We start from the raw sequence: 23,186 nt of genomic DNA, 5'->3' as shown, positions 1-23,186 counted from the left end.
GCCGCTCGGACCGCCGACGACGACGGACCAGAGAGCTGAGGCGACGATGCGAACCAGCAGGACGACCAGGGCGGCCGGTGCCCTCGCGGGCCTGACCCTCTTCACGGCGCTCGCGGCGTGCAGCGAGGGCGATCCCGGCGAGGCCGGTGGCGAGGGCGGCGGCGACGGCGAGTTCGACCTCATCGGCTACATGGCGCAGGACATGTCGAACCCGTTCTTCCAGGCGATGGAGGAGGGGATCCAGCAGCAGGCCGAGGAGCTCGGCGTCGAGGTCAACACCCAGGACGGGCGTCAGGACCTCAACGCCCAGAACGAGCAGATCGACACCTTCATCCAGCAGGGCGTCGACGCCATCCTGCTCAACGCCGTCGACTCGGAGGGCATCGGCCCGGCGGTCGAGCGTGCCATCGACGCGGGCATCGTCGTGGTCGCGGTGGACGTGACCGCCCCGGGCGCCATGGCCACCGTCACGCTGGACAACGTCCAGGCAGGTGAGGTCGCGTGCCAGTACCTCGTCGACCAGATCGGCGGGTCCGGGAACATCCTGCTCATCGATGGCACGCCGATCAGCTCCGTCCAGGACCGCGTCACCGGCTGCGAGAGCGTCCTCGAGGAGAACCCGGACGTCCAGGTCGTCGGCCACCAGAACGGCGACAACGGCCGTGACCAGGCGCTGAGCATCACCGCCGACCTGCTCACCGCCCACCCGGACGTCGACGGGATCTTCGGCATCAACGACCCCACCGCGCTCGGCGCGATGCTCGCGGCCGAGCAGGCCGGCATCGACGACCTCGTCATCGTCGGTGTGGACGCCTCGCCGGAGGCCGTTGACGCGCTGGAGAACCAGGACTCGATGTTCATGGGCTCCGCCAAGCAGGATCCGACCACACAGGGCTCGATCGCGCTGGAGATGGCGCACCAGCTGTTCAACGGCGAGGAGCTCGAGGAGGAGACGCGCCTCGTGCCCACCGAGATGCTCACCCGCGACAACCTCGACGAGTACGAGAGCTGGTGATGGCGGCCGGGGACGGGGCCGCGCCGCTCCTGCGGATGCGGGGCGTCTCCAAGAGCTTTGCCGGCACCCGGGTCCTCAGCGACGTCGACGTCGACCTCGACCGCGGTGAGATCCACGCGCTCGTCGGCGAGAACGGCGCGGGCAAGTCGACGCTGATGAAGATCCTGGGTGGGGTGCACGCGCCCGACGACGGCCTCATCGAGCTCGACGGCGAACCGGTCGCCTTCGGCTCGCCGGGCCAGGCGATCGCCGCCGGCGTGGCGATGATCCACCAGGAGCTCAGCACCGTCCCCGAGATGACCGTGGCGGAGAATCTCGCCCTCGGCAACGAGCCGGCACGAGCCGGATTCCTCCTCGACCGGCGTCGGCTGCGCTCGGAGGCGGAACGCAAGCTGGCGCCGATCGGCGGGGGGATCGACCCGGACGCGCGCATGCGGACCCTGTCGGTCGGCCGGCAGCAGATGGTCGAGATCGCCCGCGCGATCGACCAGCAGGCCCGCATCCTCATCCTCGACGAGCCGACGGCGTCGCTCTCGGACACCGAGGCGCAGCGGCTGTTCGAGGTGCTGGAGGGTATGCGCGCCTCCGGGATGGGCCTGTTCTACATCTCCCACCGTCTCGACGAGGTGTGGCGCCTCGCGGACCGCGTCACCGTCCTGCGGGACGGCGCGCACGTCAGCACCACGGCGCGCGGCGAGCTGGAGCAGGGCGACGTCGTCGCCCGCATGATCGGCCGGCAGGTCGACGCGCTGTACGTGCGCGAGCACCGCCGCCCCGGTCAGCCCGTGCTCGAGGTCCGCGACCTCGTCGGCCGCAACGGCATCGGCCCGGTGTCCTTCGACGTCCGGGCCGGTGAGGTGGTCAGCCTGGTGGGCCTCATCGGCGCCGGGCGCACGGAGATCGCCCGGACCCTCTACGGCGCGGACACCCGCCTCTCCGGCTCGGTCACGATCGAGGGCCGTCCCGCCCGCATCGGGGCGCCGGGGGATGCCATCGCCCTGGGCGTCGGCATGGTCCCGGAGTCCCGCAAGGAGCAGGCGCTGTTCTCCTGGATGGGGGTCCGGGACAACATCACCGTCGCGTCTCTGCGGCAGCACGCCCGCTTCGGTGTGCTCGACCCCCGCCGGGTGGACGAGGCCGCGCGGCACTTCGTCGACAGCCTCCGGATCCGCGCCCGCTCCCCACGGCAGGAGGTACGGACCCTCTCCGGCGGCAACCAGCAGAAGGTCGTCCTGGCCCGCTGGCTCGCGAACGACCCCCGCGTCCTCATCCTCGACGAGCCGACTCGCGGCGTCGACGTGGGCGCCAAGCACGAGATCTACCGCATCATCAACGAGCAGGCGGAGCGCGGCACCGCCGTCCTCATCGTCTCCTCGGACCTGCCGGAGGCCCTGGGCATCAGCGACCGGCTGCTCGTGGTCCGGGACGGCCGGGTCGTGAAGGAGCTCGACGGCGCCACCGCCACGGAGGAGGACGTCATGTCGTACGCCACCGGTGTGCTGAAGGAGGCCGGATGACCCAGCAGCAGAACTCCGCCGCGGTCGGAGCGCCCCCGACGGCGCCCTCGGGCCGCACCCGGGTCATCCGGCGCGCACTGGACCTGTGGGGCACCTGGGGCATCGCCCTGGTCCTGCTGCTCCTGATCGTGCTCATGGCGCTGATCGCGCCGAACTTCGTGAGCCTCTCCAACGCCTTCAACATCATGCGCGCGACGTCGATCACGGCGATCCTGGCCGCCGGCGTCACCGTCGTCATCCTCACCGCCGGCATCGACCTGTCCGTGGGCTCGGTCCTCGCGGTCTGCGGCGTCAGCTCCGTCCTGCTCTGGAACGCCGGCGTGCCCGTGGTGCTGTGCGTGCTCGTCCCGATCGTGCTCGGCGCCCTCATCGGCCTGCTGCACGGGACCCTCGTCGCGTACCTGTCCCTGGCGGCGTTCATCGTCACCCTCGCCGGCCTGACCGCCTGGCGGGGCACGGCCTACGCCCTGACCGGCGGCCGGCCCCTGATCGCCGAGGGCGACCTCGGCTTCGACATGCTCGGCGGCGGCAACTTCATCGCCGTGCCGGTGCCGATCTGGCTCATGCTCGCCACGTACGCCGTGCTGTGGTTCCTGCTGGAGCGCACCACCTTCGGACGTCACGTGTACGCGGTCGGCGGCAACCCCGAGGCGGCCCTCATGGCCGGCATCAAGGTCAAGCGGGTCCTGACCTCCGTCTACATCATCTCCGGCGTCACCGCGGGCCTCGCCGGCGTGATGCTCGCAGCGCGCGTGGAGTCCGGGCAGCCGAACTCGGGCCAGGGCTACGAGCTCGAGGCGATCGCCGCCGTCGTGCTCGGCGGGACCTCGCTCATGGGCGGCCGCGGCCGGATCCTCGGCACGCTGGTCGGTGCCCTCATCATGGGCGTCCTGTCCAACGGCATGATCCTCATGAACACGCCGTTCTTCACCCAGCTCATCGTCCAGGGGCTGGTGATCGTGGTCGCGGTCGCCATCGACAGCCTCAAGAACCGCTACACGACCTGAGGCGGCGTCGATGGCCCGGGCGCCGCGCACCCGGCCGCGGCTGAGCACCACCGGCCGCCGGCAGCTGGCGCTCGACCTCGTGCGGGCCCGCGAGTTCGTCCCGGTGTCCGAGCTCGCCGACGAGCTGGGCGTCTCCCTCGTCACCGCCCGCGGCGACGTGGCCCACCTCGCCGGCGCCGGGCTGGTGCGGCAGGTGCGGGGCGGGGCGATCATCGCGCGGGAGGACGACGGCGAGCCCCCCTTCGAGGTCCGGCTCGGCACCTACCCCGAGGAGAAGGCGGCCATCGGCGCAGCCGCGGCCGCGCTGGTGGAGCCGGGCTCCGCCGTCGTGCTCGACGGCGGGACCACGTGCATGGCGATCGCGCACGCGCTGGTCGCGACCCCGGAGCTGACCGACCTCACGGTCTACACCCCGTCGCTGAGCACCGCGCTCGCGCTGGAGGCGGGCGCGCCGCGGCTGACGGTCGTGGTCACCGGCGGGACGGTGTACCCGCGTGCGCACTCCCTCGGCGGCCCCTACTCCGAGCTCATCCTGGAACGGGTCATCGCCACCGTCGCGTTCGTCGGGTGCAACGGCATCTCCGACGCCGACGGCATCTCGGCGGCCACCCCGGTCGACGCCGAGCTGAAGCGGCGGATGCTGGCCTCCGCGAAGCTCCGGGTCGCGGCGGCGGACGCCTCGAAGTTCGTCCACCACGGCACGGCGAGGGTGTGCCGCGTCGACGAGGTGGATCTCATCCTCACCGCGGGCCTCCTCGAGGACCGGCTCGCGGACGCCGTGGGCCGTGCCGGCGGCACGGTGCGCCGGGCCTGAGGCTGTGCGGCGGATGGGCGCGACGGCGAGCTCCCGCACCGGGCCGCCATGGTGCGATAGGGGACGTGATGGACCGCAAGCACCTCCCGCTCGACGTGCCGACACCGACCTCCGGCGAGCTGCCGCCCGGGCAGCCGGTCCGGCCCGTCCGGCCGCCCGAGGGGGCACCGCACGTGCTGGTGATCCTCGTCGACGACATGGGCTTCGGCGCCTCCAGCCCGTTCGGCGGACCCTGTCGCATGCCGGCCGCGGAACGGCTCGCCGGTGCCGGCCTGCGGTACAACCAGTTCCACGTCACCGCGCTGTGCTCGCCCAGTCGGCAGGCGTTGCTCACCGGACGCAACCACCACTCGGTCGGCATGGGCGTGACCACCGAGATGGCGACGAGCCGTCCCGGCTACAGCGGGTTCCGACCCGCCTCCGCGGCGACGGTCGCACAGATCCTGTCCGGCAACGGGTACGCGACCGCCGCGTTCGGCAAGTGGCACCAGGCGCCTCCGGCCGAGGTCGGACCGTCCGGCCCGTTCACGCGATGGCCGACCGGTGAGGGCTTCGACCACTTCTACGGGTTCATGGGAGCCGAGATGAACCACTGGTACCCCCAGCTGTACGACGGCACCACGCCGGTCGAGCCGGACCGCCGGCCCGAGGACGGCTACCACCTGTCCGAGGACCTCGCGGACAAAGCCGCGGAGTGGCTCCGGAGCCAGCACGAGGCGATGCCGGACCGGCCGACGTTCACCTATCTCGCGTTCGGCGCCACCCACGCCCCCTTCCACGTGCCCGCCGCGTACCGGCGGCGCTACGCCGGGCAGTTCGACCACGGCTGGGACGTACAGCGCGAGCGGACCCTCGCCGAGCAACGGCGCATCGGCGTCGTGCCACCGGAGACCGTCCTGGCTCCGTGGGCGGACGGCGTCCCGCACTGGGACGAGCTCGATGCGACCTCCCGGCGGGTCGCGGCACGTTTCATGGAGACCTACGCGGGCTTCGCCGAGCACACCGACGCCCAGGTCGGACGCCTGCTCGACACGCTCGCGGACCTCGGCACCCTCGAGGACACCCTCGTCGTCCTCATCCTCGGGGACAACGGCGCCTCCGGTGAGGGCGGCATCGAGGGCACCATGCGGGAGCACCTCGTCGGGCACGGCTTCGCCGACGACGTGGCCTGGATGGACGCCCACCTCGAGGACCTCGGCGGACCGCGCAGCTACGGCCTCTACCCGGCCGGCTGGGCGCTCGCGATGAACACGCCGTACCAGTGGACCAAGCAGGTCGCCTCGCACTACGGCGGAACCCGCGACGGCATGATCGTCTCCTGGCCGGCGGGTATCGACGCGCGCGGCGAGATCCGCTCCCAGTGGCACCACCTCATCGATGTGCTCCCGACGGTGCTCGACGTCGCCGGCCTGCCCGAGCCCGAGACGGTCGGTGGGGTGAGGCAGCAGCCGGTCGAGGGCGTGAGCATGCGCTACAGCTTCGACGACGCCGCGGCACCTGACCGGCGCCGCACGCAGTACTTCGAGATGGTCGGCAACCGCGCGATCTACCACGAGGGCTGGACGGCGGGCGCCCGGCACAGCGTGCCGTGGCGGATGGTCGGCGGCCACGGGTCGTTCGACGACGACGTGTGGGAGCTGTACGACACCCGCACCGACCCCAGCCAGGCGCACGACCTCGCGCAGTCCCGGCCGGAGCGGCTCGCGCAGCTGCGAGACCTGTTCGAGCGTGAGGCCGAGCGTCACCACGTGCTGCCGCTCGACGACCGCGTGACCGAGCGGGAGAACCCGCAGATCGCCGGACGGTTCGACCCGAACGAGGGGCGGACGGAGATGACGTACGGACCGCGCGCCGGGCGCCTGACGGAGGAGGTGGCGCCGAACGTCAAGAACCGCAGCCACACGATCACGGTCGACCTGACCGGTGGCGGGCAGGACACCGGCGTCCTGGTGGCCCAGGGCGGTCGGTTCGGCGGCTGGTCGCTGTACTGCGTCGACGGACATCCCGCCTACGCCTACAACTGCTACGGGGCCGACCTGACGACGGTGGTCTCCGACCGGACGCTGACGGGCGGCGAGCACCGGGTGGCGGTGGAGCTCGACTACCGGGGCGGGCGCGAGCCCGGTGGGCCGGCGGACGTGCGGCTGATCCTCGACGACGCCGTCGTGGGGCAGTGCCGGCTGGAGCGGACCACGGCGTACTACTTCGCCTTCGACGAGACGTTCAACGTGGGTGTGGACCGCGGGTCGCCGGTGACGGACGCCTATCCGGCGATCGACAACCGGTTCACCGGCACGATCGCCCGCGTGCGCTTCCGGCTGGCCCCGGTGGACGAGGCGATCCGGCGTGAGCGTGCCCGGGCGATGACCACCGCGGACGACTGAGCCGAGCCCCGGGCTGTACGGGCGCGCGACTCAGCTGAAGCGCTCGAGGATGGAGGACTCCGCCAGCCGCGACAGGCCCTCGCGGATGGCCCGCGCGCGGCTCGGGCCGACCCACTCCACGCCCTGCAGGTCCTCGGCGCTCGCCGACAGCAGCGCCTGGAGCGTCCCGGTCCGGGCCACGATCGCCTCCGCGACCTGCAGCGGCAGGCGCGGGATCCGCGCCAGCACCCGGTACCCACGCGGGCTGAGGGAGGTGTCGACCGCGTCGCCCTCCGGGCCGCCCACCCCGAGGATCCGGGCGACCGTCGGGATGTCGACGAGCTCGGCGGAGGTGAGTCGCGCGAGGGCCGGCAGCACCTCGTCCGGGCACTCCGCGCCGTCCTGGGCCACGTAGTCCCGCACGATGAGCCCGCGGTCCTGGTCCAGGCCGGTGACCAGCTCGTCGTGCTGGAGCGACAGCAGCCGGCCGTCCGTGCCCAGCTCGACGACGTACCCGGCGACCTCCGCGGAGATGCGGGCGACCATCTCCATCCGCTGGACCACCGTGACGACGTCCCGGACCGTCGCCAGGTCCTCGATCTCCAGCGCGGAGAGGGTTGCCGAGACCTCGTCCAGGCGGGACTTGTACCGTTCGAGCGTCGCCAGGGCCTGGTTGGCGCGGGCGAGGATGATGTCGGAGTCCTCCAGCACGTGGCGGTGGTGGTCCAGGTACAGCGCGACGGTGTGCATCGACTGGCTGACCGAGATGACCGGGTAGCCGGACTGCTTCGCGACCCGCTCGGCGGTGCGGTGCCGCATCCCCGACTCGGAGGTCTCGATGCTCGCGTCCGGCAGCAGCTGGACGTTCGCGCGCCGGATCCGCCGGCCGACGTGGTCCACGACGACCGCGCCGTCCATCTTCGCCAGCTCGCGCAGCCGGGTCGCGGAGAACTCGACGTCGAGGTGGAAGCCGCCGGAGCACATCTCCTCGACGGCCTCGTCGTACCCGAGGACCACGATGGCCCCGGTGCGGCCGCGCAGCACCCGCTCCAGGCCGTCGCGTAGCTCGGTGCCCGGTGCGACCTGCGCCAGGATGGTGCGCAGCTTGTTCTCGGCGGGGACCTCGGGCACGTGACCTCACTGGGTGGGAGTCGCGAGACGGCGGCACGGGCCGCCGCCCTCGAAGGTCACAGTCTATTCGGGCGGCGCCACGAGCCGGGGCCGGTTCCGGCTCTCTCGGCCGGTCGTGATGCCGGCCGGCGCCAGGTTGTCCAGCGCGAGCAGCGCCTGCTGCATGGTGGCCACCTCGACCACCTCGGCCCGCACCTTCCCGAGCGAGACCGCCTCACGCGTGCCGGCGGGGACCAGGATGCGCCGGTGGCCGAGGCGCGCCGCCTCGGCGATGCGCTGGCTCAGCATGCTGACCCGCCGGATGTCCCCGGACAGGGAGACCTCGCCGATCGCGGCGACGTCGAGCGGGAGGGGGACATCCGAGACGGCCGACGCGATGGCCAGGCATACGGCGAGGTCGCTGGCCGGGTCGGTGGAGCGCATGCCGCCCACGGTGGCGACGAAGACGTCCTTCTCGCGCAGGCTCACCCCGGCGACGCGTTCGGTGACGGCGACGAGCATCGAGACGCGGGAGCTGTCCAGGCCGCTCACGCCGCGGCGCGGGTTGGGTGCGCTGGAGGCGGCGACGAGGGACTGGATCTCGGCCAGCAGCGGCCGGCGGCCCTCGACGGTCACGGTGATGCAGGTGCCGGGCACGGGCTCGTCCCGGACCCCGCGGAACAGTCCGCTCGGGTCGGGCACCTCGACCATGCCGCCGTCGGTCTGCTCGAAGCAGGCGACCTCGTCGGCGGGACCGAACCGGTTCTTCACCGCCCGCAGGATGCGTAGGGTCGTCTGCCGGTCCCCCTCCATGGTGAGCGTGGTGTCGGCGACGTGCTCCAACGCCCGCGGCCCCGCGACCGTGGACTCCTTCGTGACCTGGCCGACCAGGCAGAACGGGATGCCGCGAGCCTTCGCCAGTCGCGTCAGCGTGGTCGCCACCGCCATCACCTGCGCGACGCCACCCGGGCGTCCCTCGACCTCCGCGGAGGCGATCGTCTGCACCGAGTCCACGATGACCATGGCGACCGAGTCGCCGAGCGCGTCGAGGTGCGCGACGGCCTCGCCGAGGTCGTCGGAGTCGGCCAGGTAGAGCTCGTCGCTGACGGCGCCGATGCGCCGGGCGCGCGTGGCGATCTGGTGGACCGACTCCTCGCCCGAGACGTACAGGACCGGGCGTCCGGTGGACTCGGCGACGGCGTTCGCCGCGGTGAGCAGCAGGGTGGACTTCCCGGCCCCGGGTTCTCCGGAGACGAGCAGCACCTGGCCGGGCACGAGCCCGCCGCCCAGCACCCGGTCCAGCTCGGACAACCCGGTCCGCAGTCGGGTGCCCACCTCCGCTGCGGAGATCTCCGAGACCCGTCGCGCCGGACGTCCCGGAGCGGGGGCCGACACGGCCGGGCGTGCCGCGGACGGGGCCGCCGTCTCCTCGACCGTGCCCCACGCCTGGCACTCGCCGCACCGCCCCACCCACTTCGGGGTGGTCCAGCCGCACTCGGTGCACCGGTAGTGGGCGCGGACACGGTTCTTCGGCGGCATGCGCACCACCGTACGGCGACCCGACCCACATGGCGGGGAGGCGGTCGGCGGCGCAGCCTCCGCTCAGTACACTCGCGATGCCCATCACCGGTGACGAGGAGCGAGTGGCGATGCCCAGGACGGTGCGTCCCGGCGCCTCGGCGTCCCCGTCGATGACCGACGTCGCCGCCCTCGCCGGGGTCTCTCACCAGACGGTCTCCCGCGTCCTGAACACTCCCGACGCCGTCCGGCCGGAGACCCGGCGACGCGTCGAGGAGGCCATCCGCCGGCTCGGCTACCGGCGGAACTACGCCGCCCGTGCCCTGCGAACCCAGCGGTCCGGCCTCGTCGGCGTCGTCAGCTCCGGGGAGAGCTACTACGGCCCGTCCCGGATGACGATGGCGATCGAGGAGGCCGCCCGGTCCCAGGACTACGCCACCCTGCTCACCGCGCTGCGGGACGCACGCCCGGCCGCCGTCGAGAAGGTGCTGGGTTACTTCCTGGACCACCGTGTGGACGGGATCATCGTGATCGCCGCGGTGGACGCGGTCGCCGAGGCGGCGGAGCAGCTCTCCCGCCGCCTTCCCGTGGTCCTCGTGGCCTCCGACCTGCGACCGGCGGCGGGGATCCGCGTGGTCGGGGTGGACCAGCGGCTCGGGGGCCGGATCGCCACGCGGCACCTCCTGCAGCGCGGGCACCGCAGGATCCTGCACGTCGCCGGCCCGGGCGACTGGTTCGACGCCCGCGGTCGCGTGGTCGGCTGGCGGGAGGAGCTCGTGACGGCGGGTCTGACCGGGGAGACGGTCGAGGCCGGCTGGGACACCGTCGACGGCTATCGCGTGGCCCACGAGCTCGTGGCCGCGGGCGAGCTCCCGGACGCGATCTTCGCCGCGAACGACTACCTCGCCCTCGGCATGATCCGTGCGTTCACGGAGTCGGGTGTGCGGGTGCCCGAGGACCTCTCGGTGATCGGCTTCGACGACATCGAGGGCGCGGCCTACTTCAACCCCCCGCTCACCACGGTCCGCCAGCCCTTCGACGCCGTGGGCCGCGCCGTCGTCGAGGTGCTCCTCGCCGGTCTCGGCGCGGAGAGCGGGGCGTCGCGCCCGGTCGAGCCGGTCGCGCTGCCGCCCGAGCTGGTCCCCAGATCCTCGTCACTTTGACAGCCGGATTGTGATCGTTAACATCGACCGCCGTACAACGCACGCGAAGGAGCGGATGACATGTCGCCGCAGAACCAGACAGAGCCGTCCGAGGTGATCGCCTCGGGGCGCACGGCTCTGGGGATCGAGCTGGGCTCGACGCGCATCAAGGCGTGCCTGACCGGTCCCGGCCACGAGGTGCTGGCCACCGGGAGCAGCGACTGGGAGAACCAGTTCGTCGACCGCATGTGGACCTACTCCCTCGAGGACGTCTGGTCCGGTCTGCAGGCGGCCGTCGCCGACCTGCTCGACGACACCGAGCGGCGTCACGGCGTGCGGCCGACCACCGTCGGCGCGATGGGCGTCTCGGCGATGATGCACGGCTACCTCGCCTTCGGCGGCGACGGCGAGCTGCTGGTCCCGTTCCGCACCTGGCGCAACACCACCACCGAGCGGGCCGCCACCGAGCTGACCGAGCTGTTCGGGCACAACGTGCCGCTGCGGTGGTCCGTCGCCCACCTGTACCAGGCCGTGCTCGACGGCGAGGCGCACGTCCCGCAGGTCCACTTCCTCACCACGCTGGCCGGCTACGTCCACTGGCGGCTGACCGGGCAGCAGGTGCTCGGCGTCGGCGACGCCTCGGGCATGTTCCCGCTGGACCCGGCCACCCGCGACTACGACGCCGGCATGCTGGCCGCCTTCGACGAGCGGGTGGCCCGCGAGGGCCACGCGCCGACCCGCCCGCTGCAGGCGCTGCTTCCCCGCGTGCTCGTGGCGGGCGAGGACGCCGGCGCGCTCACGGCCGAGGGGGCGGCACTGCTGGACCCGACCGGCACGCTGCAACCCGGCATCCCGCTGTGCCCGCCGGAGGGCGACGCGGGGACCGGCATGGTCGCCACCGGCGCGGTCGCGCCGCGGACGGGGAACGTCAGTGCGGGCACGTCGATCTTCGCCATGGTCGTGCTCGAGCGACCGCTGAGCCGCGTCCACCCCGAGCTCGACGTCGTCACCACCCCGGCGGGCGACCTCGTCGCGATGGTGCACTGCAACAACGGCGCCAGCGAGCTGGGCGCGTGGGCGGACCTGCTCCGGGAGTTCGCGACGGCGCTCGGCCACCCGGCGGAGCCGGGGGACGTGTACGGCGCGCTGCTCGGGGCGGCGCTGGAGGGTGAGGCCGACGGCGGTGGCCTGCTCGCCTACAACTACCTCTCCGGCGAGCCCATCACCGGCCTGGCCGAGGGCCGTCCGATGGTCGTCCGCACGCCGGGGAGCCGTCTGACCCTGGCCAACTTCGCCCGCACCCAGGTCTACGGGGTCTTCGGCACGCTGTCCCTGGGGATGCGCGTGCTCGACGAGGAGGGCGTGGCCCTGGACCAGATGTTCGCCCACGGCGGCCTGTTCAAGACCGCCGGCGTGGCCCAGCGCCTGCTGGCCGCCGCCATCGGCGCACCGGTGGCCGTCGGCGACACCGCTGCCGAGGGCGGGGCCTGGGGCATCGCCGTACTCGCCTCGTACCGCGAGAACGCCGCCGGATCCGATCTTGCGGAGTACCTTGCGGAGCAGGTGTTCGCCGACGCCGAGCTCGACGTCGTCGAGCCCGACGCCGACGACGTCGCGGGCTACGCCGCCTGGCTGGAGCAGTACTCCGCCGGGCTGCGGATCCAGCAGGCGGCCGCCGAGGCGGTCCGGTGACCGAGAGGAACGGGACGACGCCGATGGGGACTACTCCGAGCACGGTGCCCGACGCGATGCGTGCGGCGGTCGACGCCGCGAAGGACCGGGTGGCCCGGCTGCACGCCGAGCTGCCCCGCTGGGAGCTCGTGGTGTGGACGGCCGGGAACGTCTCCGAACGCGTCCGCGGCGTCGACGGCCATCCGGACCTGCTGGTGATCAAGCCCTCCGGGGTGACGTACGACGAGCTCACCGCCGAGACCATGGTCGTGTGCGACCTCGAGGGAAACCTCGTGGAGGGCGACCGTTCGCCGTCGTCCGACACCGCCGCGCACGCCTACGTCTACCGGTACATGGCGGAGGTCGGCGGCGTCGTGCACACCCACTCCACCTATGCCACGGCCTGGGCCGCACGGCGCGAACCCATCCCGTGCGTGCTGACGATGATGGCGGACGAGTTCGGCGGCGACATCCCCGTCGGCCCCTTCGCGCTCATCGGTGACGACTCGATCGGGCGGGGCATCGTCGAGACGCTGCGCACCTCCCGCTCGCCCGCGGTGCTCATGGCGCAGCACGGGCCGTTCACCGTCGGCAAGGACGCCAAGGCCGCGGTCAAGGCCGCCGTCATGTGCGAGGAGGTCGCCCGCACGGTGCACGTCGCGCGGCAGTACGGCGAGCCGCAGCGCATCGACCAGGCACAGATCGACTCGTTGTACGCCCGCTACCAGAACGTCTACGGCCAGGCCGACGAGCACGAGCGAGGAACGAGCGGAGTGCGAGGAGCCGGGCAAGTCGAACACGGCCAGGCCGACGAGCACGAGCGAGGAACGAGCGGAGTGCGAGGAGCCGGGCAAGTCGAACACGGCCAGGCGAAGGAGCCCACCGCGTGAACAACCCCTTTGACGGCAAGCAGATCTGGTTCCTCACCGGGTCCCAGGACCTGTACGGGGAGGACACCCTCCGTCAGGTCGCCGAGCAGTCCCAGCAGGTCGCCGCGGCCTTGAACGACGCCGACGACGCCGTCCTGCCGGTCGAGGTGGTCTGGAAGCCGGTGCTGAAGGACCGGGACGCGATCCGCCGGGCCGCGCTGGAGGCCAACAGCGATCCCGACTGCCTCGGCGTGATCGTCTGGATGCACACGTTCTCCCCGGCGAAGATGTGGATCCTCGGCCTCGATGCGCTGGCCAAGCCGATGCTGCACCTGCACACGCAGGCGAACGTCGAGCTGCCGTGGGCAGACATCGACATGGACTTCATGAACCTCAACCAGGCCGCGCACGGTGACCGCGAGTTCGCCTACATCGCGACCCGGATGGGCAACCGCCGCAAGACCGTGGTCGGGCACGCCACCCACCCGGCCGTGCGGTCCAAGATCGGTACCTGGGCCCGCGCCGCCGCCGGCTGGGACGCGCTGACGAACCTGCGCCTCGCCCGGTTCGGCGACAACATGCGCAACGTCGCGGTCACCGAGGGCGACAAGACGGAGGCGGAGATCCGGCTCGGCACCTCCGTGAACACCTGGGGCGTGAACGACCTCGTCGAGCGGGTCGACGCCGTCACCGACGCCGAGGTGGACGCTCTGCTCGCCGTGTACGACGAGGCTTACGACGTCGCACCCGAGCTGCGTGCCGGTGGCGAGCGCCGCGAGTCCCTGGCCTACGGCGCCCGGCTCGAGGCCGGCATGCGGTCCTTCCTCGACGACGGCGGCTTCGGCGCCTTCACCACGAACTTCGAGGACCTCGGCGGCCTGCGCCAGCTGCCCGGCCTGCCCGTGCAGCGACTCATGGCCGACGGGTACGGGTTCGGTGCCGAGGGGGACTGGAAGACCGCGATCCTGGTCCGGGCCGCCAAGGTCATGGGGCACGGCCTGCCCGGCGGGGCGTCCCTCATGGAGGACTACACGTACGAGATGACCCCGGGGAGGGAGAAGATCCTCGGGGCCCACATGCTCGAGATCTGCCCGACCCTGACCACCTCGACGCCGAGGCTCGAGATCCATCCGCTGGGGATCGGGGACCGCGAGGACCCCGTGCGCCTGGTCTTCGACACCGACCCCGGCGAAGGCGTCGTCGTCGCCATGTCCGACCTGCGCGAGCGGTTCCGACTCGTCGCAAACGTCGTCGACGTCGTCCCCCCGGACGCCGAGCTGCCCAACCTGCCCGTGGCCCGCGCGGTGTGGGAGCCGCGGCCCGACTTCGCGACCTCGGCGGAGTGCTGGCTCACCGCCGGAGCCGCCCACCACACGGTGCTCACCACGGCTCTCGGCCTCCCCGTCTTCGAGGACCTCGCCGAGATCGCCGGGGTCGAGCTCGCCACCATCGACGGTGCCACCACCACGCGGGGCTTCGCCCAGGAGCTGCGGTGGAACGCCGCCTACCACCGACTGGCCCAGGGGCTCTGAAGAGCCGGGCCGACCGACACTCGCCCGGCCGGGCGAGAACCTAGGAGGAACACATGCGAAGCAGCAGGATCGCGGCGCTCGGCGCCGGGCTGACCCTTGCGCTCACCCTGACCGCCTGCGCCGGAGAGGGCGCGGGCGGCGGAGGCGGAGGCGGTGCGGACGACGGCGAGCTGACCGCCGGTGTCGCGATGCCGACCGAGACGTACGAGCGCTGGGTGGCTGACGGGCGGAACATCGAACAGGGCCTGCTGGACTCCGGGTACGACGACGTCGACCTGGTGTACGCCAACGACGACATCCCCACCCAGGCGCAGCAGATCGACCAGATGATCAACGCCGGGGTGGATGTCCTGATCATCGCCTCGATCGACGGCAGCGCGCTCTCCCAGCAGCTGGAGGCCGCCGAGGAAGCGGGGATCCCGGTCATCGCCTACGACCGGCTGCTCCGCGACAGTGCAGCCGTCGACTTCTACGTCACCTTCGACAACTACCAGGTCGGCGTGGCGCAGGCGACGTCGCTGCTCCAGGGCCTCGGCCTCGTCGACGAGAACGGCGAGCGGCTTCAGGACGCTCCGGAAGGCCCGTTCAACGTCGAGCTCTTCGCCGGTGCGCTCGACGACAACAACTCCCACTTCTTCTGGGACGGCGCGATGGACACCCTCCAGCCGTACCTCGAGGACGGGACCCTGCAGGTGCCGTCCGGCCAGACCGACATCGAGCAGGCCGCGACCGAACGCTGGGAGGGCCCGACCGCCCAGGCGCGGATGGAGACCCTGCTGACGTCGACGTACAACGACGGCACCGAGGTGGACGGCGTGCTCGCGCCGGCCGACCCGCTCTCGCGCGGCATCATCAACGCCCTGCGCAGCGCCGGCTACGGCCAGACCATCGAGGACGGGCTGCCGGTGGTGACCGGCCAGGACGCCGAGATCGGCTCCGTGAAGCTCATCGCGGACGGTGTGCAGTACTCGACGATCTTCAAGGACACCCGGGACCTGGCCGACCAGGCCGTCACCGCGGCCGAGGCCTTCATGAACGACGAGGAGCCGGAGGCGAACAACACGGAGGACTACGACAACGGCGAGATCGTCGTGCCGTCCTACCTGCTGGAGATCACGACGGTCACCCGGGACAACATCCAGGAGGCCCTCGTCGAGTCCGAGTACTACACCGAGGAGCAGGTGGAGTCCGGGCAGCTCTGACAGCCCCACCCCGAACGCCCGCGCCCGTAAGTCGGCCCGGGCCGGCGGGGCGGGAGGCCGGCATCCCTCCGGCGGCCTCCCGCCCTGCCCCTCCATCTGACCAGGAGGAGACAGCACATGAGCGATCACATCCTCGAGATGCGCTCCATCACCAAGAGATTCCCCGGCGTCATCGCGCTGAAGGACGTCTCCCTGGCCGTGCGCAGCGGCGAGATCCACGCGATCTGCGGGGAGAACGGGGCGGGCAAGTCGACCCTCATGAAGGTCCTCTCCGGCGTGTACCCGACCGGGACGTACGAGGGTGAGATCCATCTCGACGGCGAACCGGTCACCTTCGGGTCGATCAACGACTCCGAGGCCCGTGGCATCGTCATCATCCACCAGGAGCTCGCGCTCGTCCCGCACCTGTCGGTCGCCGAGAACATCTTCCTCGGCAACGAGCGTGCCCGCCGCGGATTCATCAGCTGGCACGAGACCAACGCCCGAGCCGCCGACCTGCTCGCCCAGGTCGGTCTCGACGAAAACCCGACCACGCCCATCGGCTCCCTGGGAGTCGGCAAGCAGCAGCTCGTGGAGATCGCCAAGGCGCTGTCCAAGGACGTGCGCCTGCTCATCCTCGACGAGCCCACCGCGGCGCTGAACGATCAGGACTCCAAGCACCTGCTGGGGCTGATGCGCACGCTCCGTGACCGCGGCGTCACGTGCATCATGATCTCGCACAAGCTGAACGAGATCGCCGAGATCGCCGACTCGACGACGGTGATCCGGGACGGCTCGACGATCGAGACGCTGGACATGTCCTCCTCGGACGCGACCACGGCGCGCATCATCCGCGGCATGGTCGGGCGCGACCTCGACCACCTGTTCCCCGAGCGTGAGTCGCGCGAGCCGGGCGAGGAGGTGTTCCGGCTCGAGGACTGGACGGTCATGCACCCGACCCAGCCGGGCCGCGTCGTCGTCGACGGCGCGGGACTGTCGGTCCGGGCCGGCGAGGTCGTGGGGATCGCCGGCCTCATGGGCGCGGGGCGGACCGAGCTGGCGATGTCCGTCTTCGGTCAGAGCTACGGGCGCGACATCAGGGGGCGGGTCTTCATGCACGGCAAGGAGATCCGCACCCGCACCGTCGGCGAGGCGATCGAGCACGGCATCGCGTACGCCACCGAGGACCGCAAGACGTACGGTCTCAACCTCATCGAGGACATCCGGCGCAACGTCGGAGCGGCGGGCCTGAGGAAGATGGCGCGCGGTGGCTGGGTCGACGGCAACAAGGAGATCGCCGTCGCCGAGAAGTATCGCGCCGACCTGAACATCAAGGCGCCCTCGGTGATGTCCGTGGTCGGCCAGCTCTCCGGCGGCAACCAGCAGAAGGTGGTGCTCGGCAAGTGGCTGTTCACCGAGCCCGATCTGCTCATCCTCGACGAGCCGACTCGCGGCATCGACGTCGGCGCCAAGTACGAGATCTACACGATCATCAACCAGCTCGCGGAGTCCGGGAAGGCCGTGCTGGTCATCTCCTCCGAGCTGCCCGAGCTGCTCGGGATCTGCGACCGCATCTACACGCTCTCCGCCGGTCGGATCACCGGGGACGTGGACGCTGAGCGTGCGACGCAGGAGGGCCTGATGGAACTCATGACGAAAGAGAAGGACTGACCATGGCCGGCACGTCGAGCATCGCCGAGCTTCTGAGGCGCAACCTGCGTCAGAGCGGCATCTACATCGCGTTCGTCGCAGTGATCGTGCTGTTCGCGGTCCTCACGGGCGGCGACCTGCTCTCCCCGGGCAACGTCACCGACGTGATCGGGCAGTACTCCTACATCCTGATCCTGGCCATCGGCATGGTCATGATCATCGTGGCCGGGCACATCGACCTCTCCGTCGGCTCCGTGGTCGCCGTCACCGGCGCCGTGGCCGCCGTCGTCACCGTCCAGATGGGGATGCCGTGGTGGGTCGGCGTCGTGGCCGCGCTCGCGACCGGTCTGGTCGTCGGGGTCTGGCAAGGGTTCTGGGTCGCCTACGTGGGGATCCCGGCCTTCATCGTCACCCTCGCCGGCATGCTCATCTTCCGTGGGCTCACCTGGCTGGTGCTGGACAACGTCTCCATCTCACCCATGCCCGACGCGTTCCAGGAGATCGGCGGCGGATACCTCAACGGCCTGCTCGGCGGTGCCGGCTTCGACGCGTTCACGCTGTTCGTCGGGGTCTTCGGAGTGCTCGGCTTCGCCTACTTCGAGTGGCGGGCTCGGCGGGCGAAGCTGGAGTACAACCAGCCGGTCGAGACCCTCCCGCTCTTCATCCTCAAGATCGTGCTCGTCGGAGCGGTGGTCATGGCGATCGCGCAGCGGCTCGCGTATGCGCGCGGCATGCCGATCGTGCTGCTCATCCTCGCCGCGCTGGTCCTGATCTACGGGTTCGTCACCAAGCGCAGCGTGTTCGGGCGGCACATCTATGCGATGGGCGGCAACCTGTCCGCGGCCCAGCTGTCCGGCGTGAACACGAAGCGGGTCAGCTTCCTCCTCTTCGTCAACATGGGTGTGCTGGCCTCGATCGCCGGCATCGTCTACGCCTCGAAGTTCAACAGCGCGCAGCCGAACGCCGGCAACATGTTCGAGCTCGACGCCATCGCGGCCGCCTTCGTCGGCGGCGCGGCGGTCACCGGCGGTGTCGGCACCGTGGTCGGGGCGCTCGTCGGTGGCCTGTTCATGGCGGTGATGTCCAACGGCATGGACCTGCTGGACGTCGGCCAGCCGATGCAGTCGGTGGTCAAGGGCATCGTGCTGCTGCTCGCCGTGGCGTTCGACATCTACAACAAGCGGCGCGCCCAGGCCACCCGCTGAGCCCGCCCGCGTAGCCGGACGTACAGGGGCCGCCCGGCCCTCGGAACGTCCGGCTACGCGTGAGCGCGGGAATGATGCGCCGCGCAGCGCGGTTCCCGTGCCGTGAGCCATCTGCCGGAGGACCTGCTCGACCGCATCCGTTCCCGCGCCGCGCGGTACGACGCCGAGAACACCTTCCCCCACGAGGACCTGGCGGACCTGCGCGCCGCGGGCTACCTCACCGCCATGGTGCCGACGGAGCTCGGCGGGGGCGGGCTGAGCCTCGAGGAGATGACGCGCGAGCAGCGGCGGCTCGCGGCTGCCGCCCCGGCCACGGCGCTCGGGATCAACATGCACCAGGTGTGGGTCGCCGTCGCGAACGCGGTGCGTGCCACCGGTGACCGGTCGCTGGATTTCGTGCTCGAGGAGGCCGCGGCCGGCGAGCTGTTCGCGTTCGGGGTCTCCGAGCCCGGCAACGACCTGGTCCTGTTCGCCTCGGTGAGCGAGGCACGGCCCGACGGCACGGGCGGCTACACCTTCCACGGCCTGAAGATCTTCACCTCGCTGGCGCCGGTCTGGACCCGGCTGGGCACCTTCGGCACCGAGACGACGGCGGAGGGCGAGAAGGTCAACGTCTGGGGGTTCGTCCCCCGTGACGGCACCGAGCAGGTGGGGGAGTGGGACGTGCTCGGCATGCGCGCGTCGCAATCCTTCGCCACCCGCCTCGACGGCGCGCACGCACCCGCGGACCGCGTGGTGCGGCGCCTGCCGCCCGGCCCGACGACGGACCCGTTCGTCGTCGGCATCTTCACCACCTTCGAGGTGCTCCTCGCCGCCGTCTACACGGGGATCGCCGAGCGGGCGGTGGAGCTCGCCACCGAGACGGTCCGGCGGCGCACCAGCCTCAAGAACGACGGTCGGCCGTATGCCGACGACGCCGACATCCGGTGGCGCCTGGCGGACGCCGCCATGCAGCTCGACTCGGTGCTGCCGCAGCTGGCGGCCCGTGCCCGCGAGGTGGACGAGGGCGTCGAGGTCGGCCCGTTCACCCTGCCGCGGTTCTCGGCGCTGAAGTCGCGCGCCACGGAGGTCGCCCTGGACGTCGTGACCAAGGCCGTCCGTGTCTCCGGCGGCGGGATGTACGCCAACACCAACGAGCTGTCCCGGCTCTACCGTGACGTGCTGGCCGGTCTGTTCCACCCGAGCGACGACGAGTCCGTGCACGGCGCCTGGGCGAACGCCCTGCTGGGCCCCGTCACCCAGAAGGACTCCTGACCTCCTCCCGCCGAGTCGTCACTTCCGTGCCGAGTCGTCATTTCCGTGCCAACCGGCCGGTCGGCCTGCCCCACTCGAGGGTGTAGCGGAAGAACAGCCGCCGGCGGACGACCGCGCCGGGCAGGACGCGCCGCGCCACCCGAGCGATCTCGTCCACGGACTCGGTCGCGTCCCGCACCGGCGTCGGGTCGGACGGGCCCGGGGTCCGCACCGCCCGGGGATGTTTGACCAGCCCCACCAGCGGGTTGAGCAGCGCCGACGCGACGTCGTAGGCCAGGTCGACGGGCGTGGCCGGCCGCGCCACGCCCACGACCCGGAGCCGGCCACCGGGTGCGACCAGGTCCCCCGCATGGCGCAGGCCCTCCTCCAGCGGCATGTGGTGGAGGGACGCGACGAAGGTGACGAGGTCGAACCGGCCGGTGACGTCCTGGAGGCGCTGGTGGCGGATGGTAACGCCGGGAGACCCGGCGAGGCGCTGCGCCGCCCGTACCGCCATGGTCGCGTCGGCGTCGATACCGACCACCTCGTCGAAGGTGCCCGCGAGCCGGGACACCAGCAGACCCGTGCCGCACCCGACGTCGAGCGCTCGCCGACGGCGCCGCGGCGGGCGCCGCAGGATCCAGCCGTGGAAGCGGTCGTTGTGGCTCCACGGGTGGCGCGCGTTGAACCACCGCAGCCCGGACGAGACCGCCCGGATCATCGGGTTCCCGCTCCGGCGGACGTCCACCGTGGCAGGCTAGCGCGCGGCTGGCGCCCTCATCAGCCCCGAGACGGTCACGCGGGGCCGGATCGGGTGGGTGTCAGACCGCGGCTGTGACGGCGGTGCCGCCGATCCACGAGGCCGGGTCGGTGATGACGGACTCCAGTGCGCGGACGGCGCCCCCGGTCGCCGCCGGCGTCGGGTCCACGGGAGCCGCGCGCAGGGTGACCGCGGACCACGGTGCGGCGAGCGTGCGGACGCGGAGCTCCTTGTCGATGCCCGGGCACAGGGCGTCGACGAGCGGCACGAACCCGGTGCCGAGCACGATCTCGTCGACGTCGACGATGTTGACCGTGGACGCGAGCGCGATCCCCAGGGCCCAGGCCGCCCGGTCGACGGCGGAGCGCGCCCGCGCGTCCCCGGACGCCACCGCGGCCGCGAGGTCCGAGCCGGTGGACGACGCGGGCAGGCCGGCGGCCGCGAGCACGGCGTGCCGGCCGGCGTACACCTCGAGGCAGCCGCGGGCCCCGCAGTGGCAGGCCGGACCGACCGGCTCGACGGAGACGTGCCCGATCTCGCCCGCCCAGCCGTGCTGGCCGCCCACGACGCGCCCGCCGCTGACGATGGCGGCTCCGACGCCGACGTCGCCGGCCACATAGACGAACGTGTCGCGCTCCGCCACCCGCCCGGGAGCGGCGTGCGCGATGCCGTACGCGGCGAGGTGCGCGTCGTTGTCGATCTCCAGCGGGACGTCACCGGGGAGCATCCCGGAACCCATGAGCGCGCTCGGCGTGACGTCGCGCCAGCCCAGGTTCGGCGCGAGCAGCAGCCGCCCGGACCCGGAGTCCACGAGTCCGGGGAGCCCGAGGCACGCGCGCGCGACCCGTGCACCGCCGGCAGCCGCACTGCGGACCAGCCGGGCCGCCAGTGCGGCGGCCCGCGGCAGGACCTCCGCCGGGTCGGAGCCCTCGAAGTCGCCCTCCAGGATCTCCTCGGCCAGCACGGCTCCGGTCAGGTCGACGACCCGGCCGGCCATGTAGTCGACGTTCACGTGCAGCCCGAGCCCCGCAACGGAACCGCCTGCGGGCGCGAGCGGCACGGCGGGTCGTCCGGGCCGCCCGCTGCCGTCGGCGTCGCGCTCGGCGATGAGCCCCGCCCGGACGAGCTCCTCGGTGAGACGTGAGACGGTCGACCGCGTCATGCCGGTCTCCGCGGCGAGCCGGGCACGCGAGATCGGGGTCGGGGAGGCGAACACGGTCCGGCACACGACGGCGAGGTTGTGCTCGCGCAGCGACGACTGACGGGCGGCGTGGTCACGACGCCTCGCGAGGGTCGTCCCGCGGCTGGCTTCACGTCGGGTCACGGGCTTGACCCTACTCCGAACGCGGACGTAAGTTTCACAGGACAACAAATCTCCCTCGAGGACGAGACAGGAACGGAGCCCACCATGGTGCGCACGCCCACTCCCGACGACCGCTTCTCCTTCGGTCTGTGGACCGTCGGCTGGACCGCCCGAGACCAGTTCGGAGACGCCTCCCGTCCCGCGCTCGACCCGTGGGAGTACGCCACGAAGCTGGCCGAGCTGGGCGCCTGGGGCGTCACCTTCCACGATGACGACGTCGTGCCGTTCGGCTCCGACGACGCGACCCGCGCGGACATCCTGCGGACCTTCAAGAAGGCGGTGGACGACGCCGGCCTCGTCGTCGAGATGGTCACCACCAACACCTTCACCCACCCGGTGTTCAAGGACGGTGCGCTGACCTCGAACGACCGCTCGGTCCGCCGGTTCGGCCTGCGCAAGCTGCTCCGCAACGTCGACCTCGCCGCGGAGCTCGGCGCCACGACGTTCGTCATGTGGGGCGGCCGCGAGGGCAGCGAGTACGACGGCGCCAAGGACGTCAACGCCGCCCTCGACCGCTACGCGGAGGGCATCGACACCGTCGCCGCGTACATCAAGCAGCAGGGCTACGACCTCAGGGTCGCCCTCGAGCCGAAGCCCAACGAGCCCCGCGGAGACATCCTGCTGCCCACCGTCGGGCATGCGCTCGGCCTCATCGCCAAGCTCGACAACGGCGACATCGTGGGGCTCAACCCGGAGACCGGGCACGAGCAGATGGCCGGCCTCAACTACACCCACGGCATCGCCCAGGCGCTGTGGGCGGGCAAGCTCTTCCACATCGACCTCAACGGCCAGCGGTCCATCAAGTACGACCAGGACCTCGTCTTCGGCCACGGCGACCTGCTCTCCGCGTTCTTCACCGTCGACCTCGTCGAGAACGGCTTCCCCGGCGGCGGACCGACCTACGACGGCCCGCGCCACTTCGACTACAAGCCGTCCCGCACCGAGGGCATGGAGGGCGTGTGGGAGTCGGCCGCGGCGAACATGGAGATGTACCTCCTGCTCGCCGAGAAGGCCAAGGCCTACCGGGCCGACCCCGAGGTCCAGGCCGCGTTCGAGAAGGCCGGCGTCCTCGAGCTCGCCCAGCCGACGCTCGGCGCCGGCGAGACGATCCAGGACCTGCTCGCCGACCGCAGCGCCTTCGAGGACTTCGACGCCGACGCCGCAGCCGAACGCGAGTACGGGTTCGTTCGTCTGAACCAGCTCGCGATGGCGCACCTCGTCGGCTGAGCGGGGGAG

General features: G+C 71.9%; 17 protein-coding genes and 1 pseudogene. 14 read left to right on the top strand and 4 right to left on the bottom strand.

What is annotated here, in order from left to right; genetic code table 11:
* Nucleotides 1-46: 46 nt before the first annotated feature.
* The 5 genes from ACFQQL_RS18175 (at nt 47) to ACFQQL_RS18155 (ending at nt 6,737) form a co-directional block, all read left to right on the top strand.
* Entirely contained in the window at nt 47-1,015 is a 969-nt protein-coding gene (locus ACFQQL_RS18175) for an ABC transporter substrate-binding protein (protein ID WP_382396584.1), read from the top strand.
* A complete protein-coding gene (locus tag ACFQQL_RS18170) occupies nt 1,015-2,532 on the top strand; it encodes a sugar ABC transporter ATP-binding protein (protein ID WP_382396583.1) in 1,518 nt (505 codons plus the stop codon). Before ACFQQL_RS18175 ends, ACFQQL_RS18170 begins: the two co-directional genes overlap by 1 nt.
* Nucleotides 2,529-3,539: an ABC transporter permease subunit gene (locus tag ACFQQL_RS18165; protein ID WP_382396582.1), complete on the top strand. Its 1,011-nt coding sequence runs from the start codon at nt 2,529-2,531 to the stop codon at nt 3,537-3,539. The genes ACFQQL_RS18170 and ACFQQL_RS18165 overlap by 4 nt, the downstream gene beginning before the upstream one ends.
* 10 nt (nt 3,540-3,549) lie before the next feature.
* A complete protein-coding gene (locus ACFQQL_RS18160; RefSeq protein ID WP_382396581.1) occupies nt 3,550-4,353 on the top strand; it encodes a DeoR/GlpR family DNA-binding transcription regulator in 804 nt (267 codons plus the stop codon).
* A 68-nt stretch (nt 4,354-4,421) separates the two neighbouring features.
* Complete coding sequence (locus tag ACFQQL_RS18155) at nt 4,422-6,737, top strand: sulfatase-like hydrolase/transferase (RefSeq protein ID WP_382396580.1); 2,316 nt, start codon at nt 4,422-4,424, stop codon at nt 6,735-6,737.
* Between the two features lie 30 nt (nt 6,738-6,767).
* Here ACFQQL_RS18155 and disA read toward each other — a convergent pair whose 3' ends face one another.
* Together disA and radA are read right to left on the bottom strand one after the other, a co-directional pair.
* Nucleotides 6,768-7,847, bottom strand: a complete 1,080-nt coding sequence (disA, locus tag ACFQQL_RS18150; protein WP_382396579.1) for a DNA integrity scanning diadenylate cyclase DisA — start codon at nt 7,845-7,847, stop codon at nt 6,768-6,770.
* A gap of 63 nt (nt 7,848-7,910) precedes the next feature.
* Nucleotides 7,911-9,365 (bottom strand): DNA repair protein RadA, encoded by a 1,455-nt coding sequence (gene radA / locus ACFQQL_RS18145; RefSeq protein WP_382396578.1) that lies wholly within the window; start codon nt 9,363-9,365, stop codon nt 7,911-7,913.
* A gap of 77 nt (nt 9,366-9,442) precedes the next feature.
* Between radA and ACFQQL_RS18140 the strand changes: the two genes are divergently transcribed.
* The 8 genes and pseudogenes from ACFQQL_RS18140 to ACFQQL_RS18105 all read left to right on the top strand — a co-directional run bounded on the left by ACFQQL_RS18140 (nt 9,443) and on the right by ACFQQL_RS18105 (nt 19,848).
* Nucleotides 9,443-10,507 (top strand): LacI family DNA-binding transcriptional regulator, encoded by a 1,065-nt coding sequence (locus tag ACFQQL_RS18140; RefSeq protein ID WP_382396577.1) that lies wholly within the window; start codon nt 9,443-9,445, stop codon nt 10,505-10,507.
* Between the two features lie 60 nt (nt 10,508-10,567).
* Nucleotides 10,568-12,178, top strand: a complete 1,611-nt coding sequence (locus tag ACFQQL_RS18135) for a xylulokinase (RefSeq protein WP_382396576.1) — start codon at nt 10,568-10,570, stop codon at nt 12,176-12,178.
* Nucleotides 12,179-12,234: 56 nt separating this feature from the next.
* Nucleotides 12,235-12,900: pseudogene (locus ACFQQL_RS18130) on the top strand (L-ribulose-5-phosphate 4-epimerase); the annotation flags it as partial.
* Nucleotides 12,901-13,043: 143 nt separating this feature from the next.
* A complete protein-coding gene (gene araA, locus ACFQQL_RS18125; RefSeq protein ID WP_382396575.1) occupies nt 13,044-14,558 on the top strand; it encodes an L-arabinose isomerase in 1,515 nt (504 codons plus the stop codon).
* A gap of 53 nt (nt 14,559-14,611) precedes the next feature.
* On the top strand, nt 14,612-15,760 hold the full coding sequence (gene chvE, locus ACFQQL_RS18120; RefSeq protein WP_382396574.1) for a multiple monosaccharide ABC transporter substrate-binding protein: 1,149 nt from the start codon (nt 14,612-14,614) through the stop codon (nt 15,758-15,760).
* Nucleotides 15,761-15,877: 117 nt separating this feature from the next.
* Nucleotides 15,878-17,410, top strand: a complete 1,533-nt coding sequence (gene mmsA / locus ACFQQL_RS18115; protein WP_382396573.1) for a multiple monosaccharide ABC transporter ATP-binding protein — start codon at nt 15,878-15,880, stop codon at nt 17,408-17,410.
* Between the two features lie 2 nt (nt 17,411-17,412).
* Nucleotides 17,413-18,594, top strand: coding sequence for a multiple monosaccharide ABC transporter permease (gene mmsB / locus ACFQQL_RS18110; protein ID WP_382396572.1), 1,182 nt, complete (start codon nt 17,413-17,415; stop codon nt 18,592-18,594).
* Nucleotides 18,595-18,696: 102 nt separating this feature from the next.
* A complete protein-coding gene (locus tag ACFQQL_RS18105) occupies nt 18,697-19,848 on the top strand; it encodes an acyl-CoA dehydrogenase family protein (protein WP_382396571.1) in 1,152 nt (383 codons plus the stop codon).
* 37 nt (nt 19,849-19,885) lie between these two features.
* Here the strand turns inward: ACFQQL_RS18105 and ACFQQL_RS18100 are convergent, their stop codons facing one another.
* The gene (locus ACFQQL_RS18100; protein WP_382396570.1) at nt 19,886-20,575 is read right to left on the bottom strand and encodes a class I SAM-dependent methyltransferase; all 690 of its coding nucleotides are present in this window, start codon (nt 20,573-20,575) and stop codon (nt 19,886-19,888) included.
* 73 nt (nt 20,576-20,648) lie between these two features.
* A complete protein-coding gene (locus tag ACFQQL_RS18095; RefSeq protein ID WP_382396569.1) occupies nt 20,649-21,911 on the bottom strand; it encodes an ROK family protein in 1,263 nt (420 codons plus the stop codon).
* 84 nt (nt 21,912-21,995) lie between these two features.
* On the opposite strand from ACFQQL_RS18095, the gene xylA reads away from it, so the two are divergent.
* Nucleotides 21,996-23,177, top strand: coding sequence for a xylose isomerase (gene xylA / locus ACFQQL_RS18090; protein ID WP_382396568.1), 1,182 nt, complete (start codon nt 21,996-21,998; stop codon nt 23,175-23,177).
* The last annotated feature ends 9 nt before the right edge of the window (nt 23,178-23,186 follow it).

Source organism: Georgenia alba, assembly GCF_042665525.1.
In the GTDB taxonomy this organism is placed as follows: Bacteria; Actinomycetota; Actinomycetes; order Actinomycetales; family Actinomycetaceae; genus Allobogoriella; species Allobogoriella alba.
This window is presented reverse-complemented; position numbering and strand designations above follow the sequence as displayed.

Bases quoted from the DNA above. Each gene is read 5' to 3' on its own strand.
- ACFQQL_RS18165 (WP_382396582.1), top strand. From the start codon at position 2,529: ATGACCCAGCAGCAGAACTCCGCCGCGGTCGGAGCGCCCCCGACGGCG.
- mmsA (WP_382396573.1), top strand. From the start codon at position 15,878: ATGAGCGATCACATCCTCGAGATGCGCTCCATCACCAAGAGATTCCCC.
- chvE (WP_382396574.1), top strand. From the start codon at position 14,612: ATGCGAAGCAGCAGGATCGCGGCGCTCGGCGCCGGGCTGACCCTTGCG.
- ACFQQL_RS18135 (WP_382396576.1), top strand. From the start codon at position 10,568: ATGTCGCCGCAGAACCAGACAGAGCCGTCCGAGGTGATCGCCTCGGGG.
- xylA (WP_382396568.1), top strand. From the start codon at position 21,996: ATGGTGCGCACGCCCACTCCCGACGACCGCTTCTCCTTCGGTCTGTGG.
- ACFQQL_RS18140 (WP_382396577.1), top strand. From the start codon at position 9,443: ATGCCCATCACCGGTGACGAGGAGCGAGTGGCGATGCCCAGGACGGTG.
- mmsB (WP_382396572.1), top strand. From the start codon at position 17,413: ATGGCCGGCACGTCGAGCATCGCCGAGCTTCTGAGGCGCAACCTGCGT.
- ACFQQL_RS18170 (WP_382396583.1), top strand. From the start codon at position 1,015: ATGGCGGCCGGGGACGGGGCCGCGCCGCTCCTGCGGATGCGGGGCGTC.
- ACFQQL_RS18155 (WP_382396580.1), top strand. From the start codon at position 4,422: ATGGACCGCAAGCACCTCCCGCTCGACGTGCCGACACCGACCTCCGGC.
- radA (WP_382396578.1), bottom strand. From the start codon at position 9,365: ATGCCGCCGAAGAACCGTGTCCGCGCCCACTACCGGTGCACCGAGTGC.
- ACFQQL_RS18160 (WP_382396581.1), top strand. From the start codon at position 3,550: ATGGCCCGGGCGCCGCGCACCCGGCCGCGGCTGAGCACCACCGGCCGC.
- ACFQQL_RS18175 (WP_382396584.1), top strand. From the start codon at position 47: ATGCGAACCAGCAGGACGACCAGGGCGGCCGGTGCCCTCGCGGGCCTG.